The organism is Capnocytophaga sp. (assembly GCF_030532915.1).
In the GTDB taxonomy this organism is placed as follows: Bacteria; Bacteroidota; Bacteroidia; order Flavobacteriales; family Flavobacteriaceae; genus Capnocytophaga.
Window position 1 is genome coordinate 1 of the sequence record NZ_JAUNKD010000018.1, and the last position, 6,295, is coordinate 6,295.

Below are 6,295 nucleotides of genomic sequence, written 5' to 3' on the forward strand. Positions count from 1 at the left end.
ATAATACAAAAACCTTTGGCAAAGCCCCAAACTTTGCCAAAGGTTTTTACACGCGGTCCTCACCATTCACCAACCGCTATTTTCCAATTTGTTCCATTGCTTTTTCTTCCTGACGGATACGAATGGCTAAAATTACGGCATAGATGGGGAGCATCACGGCAAGGGTGGTATAGGCATTGCATAAAAGCGCCATTCCCACCAGTTCAGGCAGTATGTTTAGGAAATAATTGGGGTGTTTTATCCACTTGAATAAGAAAGAATTATTAATTTTATGGTCGGGCAAGATATAGATTTTTAGCGTCCAGACATCTCGAAGTTCGTAAATTACGTAAAACAGCATCGCATAGGCAAAAATCAGTAAGCCGATACCCACTTTTGATACGGTATTCAGCGTTTGTTCTTTATAAATAGCTTCAAACAAGCACAAAAAATAAAAGGCGATGTGTGCCAGTGTCAGCAACATCGAATTGAATTTCCCGTACTGAATGCCGCCTTGTTGCTTAATCCGTTTCTCGTTTTTTATAGAAAAGGCAAGCGATACCAAGCGTAAAGCAAAAAAACAACTAAAAATAAGAATGATTTCTTTCATAAAAATTAAGATTAAAAATTAAACATATAACTAAAAAAATACCAAAGCTAAGGGCTTTGGTATGTAAAATTATTGGTGTTATTCCTCCATAACGGACTGAATAGCAGTAATTAACACGGTGTTATAAATATCCGGAATGGTTGCCCCTCGGCTCAGGTCATTCACCGGTTTTTTAAGTCCTTGCAACATAGGTCCGATAGCCAAGGCGCCCGTTTCACGCTGCACGGCTTTGTAGGTATTGTTTCCGGTATTGAGGTCAGGGAAAATCAACACATTAGCTTGCCCTGCCACTTTTGAGTTCGGCATTTTGCTCTTACCGACTTTGGGGTCAACGGCGGCATCATACTGAATAGGACCTTCTACCAGTAAATCAGGGTATTGTGACTTTACGATTTCGGTTGCCGTACGCACTTTGTCCACATCGGCACCGCTTCCGGAACTTCCCGAAGAGTATGAAAGCAACGCCACGCGAGGCTCAATACCGAAGGCTTTGGCTGATTCAGCCGACGAGATGGCAATTTCGGCCAGTTGTTCCGCCGTAGGGTTCGGAACGATGGCGCAGTCGCCGTAAACCAGCACGCGGTCGTTCAATAGCATAAAGAACACTGATGAAACCGTGTTTACATTCGGTTTGGTTTTCACGAATTGCAACGACGGGCGAATGGTGTGTGCCGTGGTATTCACCGCCCCTGAAACCATTCCGTCAGCATCGCCCAAGAACACCATCATCGTACCGAAATACGATACGTCGAGCATTAAATCACGCGCTTGTGAAAGTTCCATTCCTTTTGATTTACGGAGTTCGTATAACTTTTCGGCATACGATTGATATTTGGGGCTTTCGATAGGGTTCACGATTGAAATGCGGTTTTCGTCCCACCGCAAACCGAGTTCGTTCACGCGGGCAGCTATCTTTTCGGGTTCGCCCAAAATGGTCAAATACACCAATTCGTCGGCTGCCAGTTGTGAAGCCGCCGTGAGGATACGGTCGTCCGTTCCTTCCGGTAAAACAATGTGTTTCTGTGCCTTGCGGGCGCTTTGCACCATATTATATTGGAACATTCGCGGGGTGATGGTATCGGATTTAAACGATGAAATGCGGTCGTTTAATGCATCAACATCGGCATATTTTTCAAAAAGTTGAATGCAGAGTTTAATTTTTTCGGCGCTTTCAGGATAAATTTTTGATTTGATGTTGCCGATGCGGTTGGCAGTTTCAAAGGTTCCGTACTTGGAAAGCATCAGCGGAATCATTTTCTGGGTTCCGTCTAATATTTTGATGATGGATTTTTCAGGTGTAAGCGCCCCCGAAAGCACAATGCCTGCCACCCGCGGATAGTTGGAAGAAATGTGTGCCGCCAAAGTACCGACAATCAGGTCGGAACGGTCAGCCGGAATTACCGCCAAACAGCTCTCTGACAGGTAGTTCAAAAAGTTGTGCAGTTGCATTCCGCCCACGATGGTTTTCTTGGTAATCATATTCACATCATCGCCCTTGTACAAGAAACGCGCCCCCAATTGGTCGGCAACTTCCTTAACCGTCGGGCGACTCAAATCATCTTCTCGCGGAATGAGCGTAAAGTGAATATCCTTAAATTCACGCTGTAAACGTTCTTTGGCTTGCTCGCTATAATCTTTTGATTTATTGACGAATACACCTAAAATTTGAACCTCTTGCTCCAAAAGGGCGTTCACTTCAATCTGCACGTGATTAACAAGTTCTTCTTCCGATGAAAAGTTGTCTTTCAGCACCACCAATGCCGGAATGTTCAAACTTTGCGCCAATGAAGCATTGAAATTGATGTCAAAAATATTACTTTCTTCCAATAAATCAGTTCCTTCCACCAAAACAAAATCGTACTTGCTTTCCAAAGCCTTGTAGCGTTTGATGATGGTGTCATACACTTCACCTATTTTCCCTTTATTTTTAAGGGTAGCCACCTCATTTCTACTGAAAACGTATGCGTCATCATATTCCATATCTAACTGAAAATGTGAAAGAACGGTGGTTATGTGATTGTCCTTCTGCGTGGTGCTTTCCAAAATAGGTTTGAAATATCCCACTTTGGTGGTGTTGCGCATCACCATCTGCATCACTCCCAAGGTTACCAACGATTTTCCGCTGTACGTGTCGGGCGTGATAATGTAAACTGATTTATTCATAAAACGGATACTTATTTTATTGGATTGAATGTGATTGTGAAAATTATTTGATTAATTACGCGTGAAATTCCTTCTTAAAAGGGAAGAAATTGCGTGCAAAGTTATGTATTTTAGCAAAAAAAGACAAAAAAATAAATTGATAAAATCGAATTATTTTTATAAAAACGGATTTGCTCCGAGTTTAAGGGAACAAATCCGTTTATGTCAATGGTATTTAAATGAATTAATTAATACGCCTTTGCGAATAAAACCCGCCGGGTGGAAGGTTTTCCGGAGAAAATACAAACGCCTGCTTCGTTTTTGGCATCTAACGGAATGCAACGAATGGTGGCTTTGGTTTCTTCCTGAATGCGGGCTTCGGTTTCGGGAGTTCCGTCCCAGTGAGCCGAAATAAATCCGCCTTTGCTTTCCAACACCGATTTGAACTCGTCATACGAATTGACTTCCGTGATGTGCGAGTTGCGATACTCCAAGGCTTTTTTATAGATATTTTCTTGAATATCAGCAAGTAATTTTTCGATGTATTCGATAATGCCGTCGCCCGAAACGGTTTCTTTGGTAAGCGTATCGCGACGAGCCACTTCAAAAGTGTTGTTCTCCAAATCGCGTTGCCCCACCGCCAAACGCACCGGCACGCCTTTAAGTTCGTATTCGTTGAATTTGAAACCGGGTTTTTGGGTGTCACGGTCATCGAATTTTACTGAAATTCCGTGTTTTTTGAGTTTATCCATCAGCGGAAGTATGCGTTGTCGGACGGCTTCCAGTTGTTCTTCGCCTTTGTAAATCGGAATAATAACCACTTGAATAGGAGCTAATTTCGGTGGAAGTACCAATCCGTTATCATCGCTGTGCGTCATAATGAGTGCTCCCATCAATCGGGTGGAAACGCCCCACGAAGTAGCCCAAACATAGTCGAGCGTTCCTTCTTTGGAAGCGAATTTCACGTCGAAAGCTTTGGCGAAATTTTGCCCCAAAAAGTGCGAAGTTCCTGCCTGTAAGGCTTTTCCGTCTTGCATAAGAGCTTCGATGCAGTAGGTTTCGTCGGCTCCGGCAAAGCGTTCAGATTCGGTTTTAAATCCTTTGATAACCGGCACGCACATAAAATTTTCGGCAAAATCGGCATATACGTGCATCATTTTTTCAGCTTCTTCAATGGCTTCGGCTTTGGTGGCGTGGGCGGTATGTCCTTCCTGCCAAAGAAATTCGGCGGTACGCAAAAACAGACGCGTACGCATTTCCCAACGCACCACGTTTGCCCATTGGTTGATGAGAATCGGCAGGTCGCGGTAGGACTGAATCCAGTTTTTGTACGTATTCCAGATGATGGCTTCGGAAGTGGGTCGAACCACCAATTCTTCTTCAAGTTTGGCATCGGGGTCTACCATTAATTTCCCTTTTTCATTGGGGTCGGTTTTGAGGCGGTAATGCGTTACCACGGCACATTCTTTGGCGAAACCTTCGGCGTTTTTCTCTTCGGCTTCAAAAAAACTACGCGGCACGAAAAGCGGGAAATAGGCATTTACGTGTCCGGTTTCTTTGAACATTCGGTCAAGTTCGGCTTGCATTTTTTCCCAAATGGCGTATCCGTACGGTTTGATGACCATACAGCCCCGCACCCCCGAGTTTTCGGCAAGTTCGGCTTTTACCACCAGTTCGTTATACCATTTTGAATAATCTTCGCTGCGTTTGGTTAAATTTTTACTCATATTTATTATCGGTACGATTCTGTTAAAAGCGCAAAATTACAAAAAGAATTTTACATTTTCAGAATTCTGCCTTACATATGACATATTTATGCGGATTTTCCTGTGCTATCTTATCCAAATGAAACATATTTTTGTGGTACTTTATGTAGGTTGTGCAAAAAATGACTTAAAAAAATGATTTTATAAAATATTGAATATAAATCATATGAAAAATAAGTTAAAGAAAAAGTGAAAAAAAATCCATTATTTTTTGCATAGAAAAAAAAAACATTCTATATTTGCACCCGCAAAAGAGAAACAAAAACGTTCATAAATAAAAGTTTTTCAGGAGAGGTGCCGGAGTGGTAACGGAGCAGATTGCTAATCTGTCATCGGGTAACCGATGCCTGGGTTCGAGTCCCAGTCTCTCCGCATCATCTTTGTGAAATTCGGGGCGTAGCGTAGTCCGGTCATCGCGCCTGGTTTGGGACCAGGAGGTCGCAGGTTCGAATCCTGCCGCCCCGACAAAAAAATATATTTCAAAAATGTTTCAGTGTTGCATTTTGAAATATATTTTTTAGTTAATAGAGGTCACGTAGCTCAGCTGGATAGAGCATCTGCCTTCTAAGCAGACGGTCACAGGTTCGAATCCTGTCGTGATCACGAGAATTTGTTTCATTTTGTATTAAAATTTATGTTCGAAGTAGTGCAGGCTTGTCCTGCACTACTTTTTTTGTGTTGCTTCAAGTTTAATTTTTCCCAAGAATAAACCCAATTCCGGTAAGAAAACCGTTAATTCTTTGTATTTTTGCCAAAAAGAAAATTATGAATCTTGGCATATCTTTGCTACAATCGTTTTGTAATTTTTATTGATTTAACACCAATTTTATACTTACTAAAATATTTGAAATCAATGATTTATTCGAATTAAAGCGAACCTGCTTTCGGTTGAAGATCAGGTAGAACTACAAAAACAATTACAAGAGGCATTTTTACGACTTGCCCCACCAAGAACAAAAACAGAAAATCGCTGAATATTTTTTGACCGCCCTAAATGCTTTCGCCCAAAAACAAAAGAAAATCCAATACAATTTTGATTTGATGATAGCTGATTTTGAGCGAATTATACAATCGTGGCAAAACAAAAAATTATAAAAGAAAAATCCATTTTTTAAAAACATAAAACAATGAAAACAAGTATTTTAGAAAGATTACATTGGTTTAAAAACCGAATAGATGAATTGGGCGGATTTACGCAGGATTTTATCGTCAAGGAACCTGCCACGGAGGAGGAAATCGCCCAAGTGGAAGCCCGGTTAGGCATAAAAATTCCTGCCGATTTTAGAAATGCCCTGCTCAATATTTCGTCGCATCTTGAATTTTATTGGAACATTTTCCCCGAGGAAACCCAAGTGCTTGAATTGCCTGATGAATTGGCGGAAATTTTTTCGGGCGAGTTACATTTTGGGCTGGATTTATTGCTTGATTTGGAGGAAGATAGAAAAGACTGGATTTCAGAATGTTACCCTGATTACAACGACCCTTACGATAAGATTTATCACAACAAATTGGCGTTTCAAAAGGTGGGCAACGGCGATTTTTTGACAATCGATTTGGAGGCGGAAACTTACGGAAACATCGTTTATTTGAGCCACGACGGCAGCGAGTTGCACGGCTATGTGATGGCAAATTCGTTCACGCGATTTTTGGACGAATACACCCGATTGGGCTGTGTGGGCAGTGAAGATTGGCAGTGGGAAACTTTTACCAACAACCAAAGCACAACCATTGATAGTCAGTGTGATAACGCCAAACTTTGGCTTAAAACCATCGGACGAACGGAAAAATAAATCGGAAA

4 protein-coding genes and 3 tRNA genes are annotated in these 6,295 nt (G+C 41.7%); 4 read left to right on the forward strand and 3 right to left on the reverse strand.

Annotated elements, in window-relative coordinates; translation table 11 throughout:
- Positions 1-76: 76 nt before the first annotated feature.
- The 3 genes from Q4D72_RS06930 to proS form a co-directional block, all read right to left on the reverse strand.
- Positions 77-589 (reverse strand): isoprenylcysteine carboxyl methyltransferase family protein, encoded by a 513-nt coding sequence (locus Q4D72_RS06930; RefSeq protein WP_303076991.1) that lies wholly within the window; start codon positions 587-589, stop codon positions 77-79.
- A gap of 78 nt (positions 590-667) precedes the next feature.
- Entirely contained in the window at positions 668-2,752 is a 2,085-nt protein-coding gene (gene pta, locus Q4D72_RS06935; protein ID WP_303076993.1) for a phosphate acetyltransferase, read from the reverse strand.
- A 227-nt stretch (positions 2,753-2,979) separates the two neighbouring features.
- A complete protein-coding gene (proS, locus tag Q4D72_RS06940; RefSeq protein ID WP_303076994.1) occupies positions 2,980-4,458 on the reverse strand; it encodes a proline--tRNA ligase in 1,479 nt (492 codons plus the stop codon).
- A gap of 327 nt (positions 4,459-4,785) precedes the next feature.
- Between proS and Q4D72_RS06945 the strand changes: the two genes are divergently transcribed.
- The 4 genes from Q4D72_RS06945 to Q4D72_RS06960 all read left to right on the forward strand — a co-directional run bounded on the left by Q4D72_RS06945 (position 4,786) and on the right by Q4D72_RS06960 (position 6,287).
- Positions 4,786-4,869, forward strand: a tRNA-Ser gene (locus tag Q4D72_RS06945).
- Positions 4,870-4,887: 18 nt separating this feature from the next.
- A tRNA-Pro gene (locus Q4D72_RS06950) sits at positions 4,888-4,962 on the forward strand.
- A gap of 64 nt (positions 4,963-5,026) precedes the next feature.
- A tRNA-Arg gene (locus Q4D72_RS06955) sits at positions 5,027-5,100 on the forward strand.
- Between the two features lie 524 nt (positions 5,101-5,624).
- A complete protein-coding gene (locus Q4D72_RS06960; protein ID WP_303076996.1) occupies positions 5,625-6,287 on the forward strand; it encodes an SMI1/KNR4 family protein in 663 nt (220 codons plus the stop codon).
- The last annotated feature ends 8 nt before the right edge of the window (positions 6,288-6,295 follow it).

Coding starts and splice junctions, on each gene's coding strand:
- Q4D72_RS06960 (WP_303076996.1), top strand. CDS start 5,625: ATGAAAACAAGTATTTTAGAAAGATTACATTGGTTTAAAAACCGAATA.
- proS (WP_303076994.1), bottom strand. CDS start 4,458: ATGAGTAAAAATTTAACCAAACGCAGCGAAGATTATTCAAAATGGTAT.
- Q4D72_RS06930 (WP_303076991.1), bottom strand. CDS start 589: ATGAAAGAAATCATTCTTATTTTTAGTTGTTTTTTTGCTTTACGCTTG.
- pta (WP_303076993.1), bottom strand. CDS start 2,752: ATGAATAAATCAGTTTACATTATCACGCCCGACACGTACAGCGGAAAA.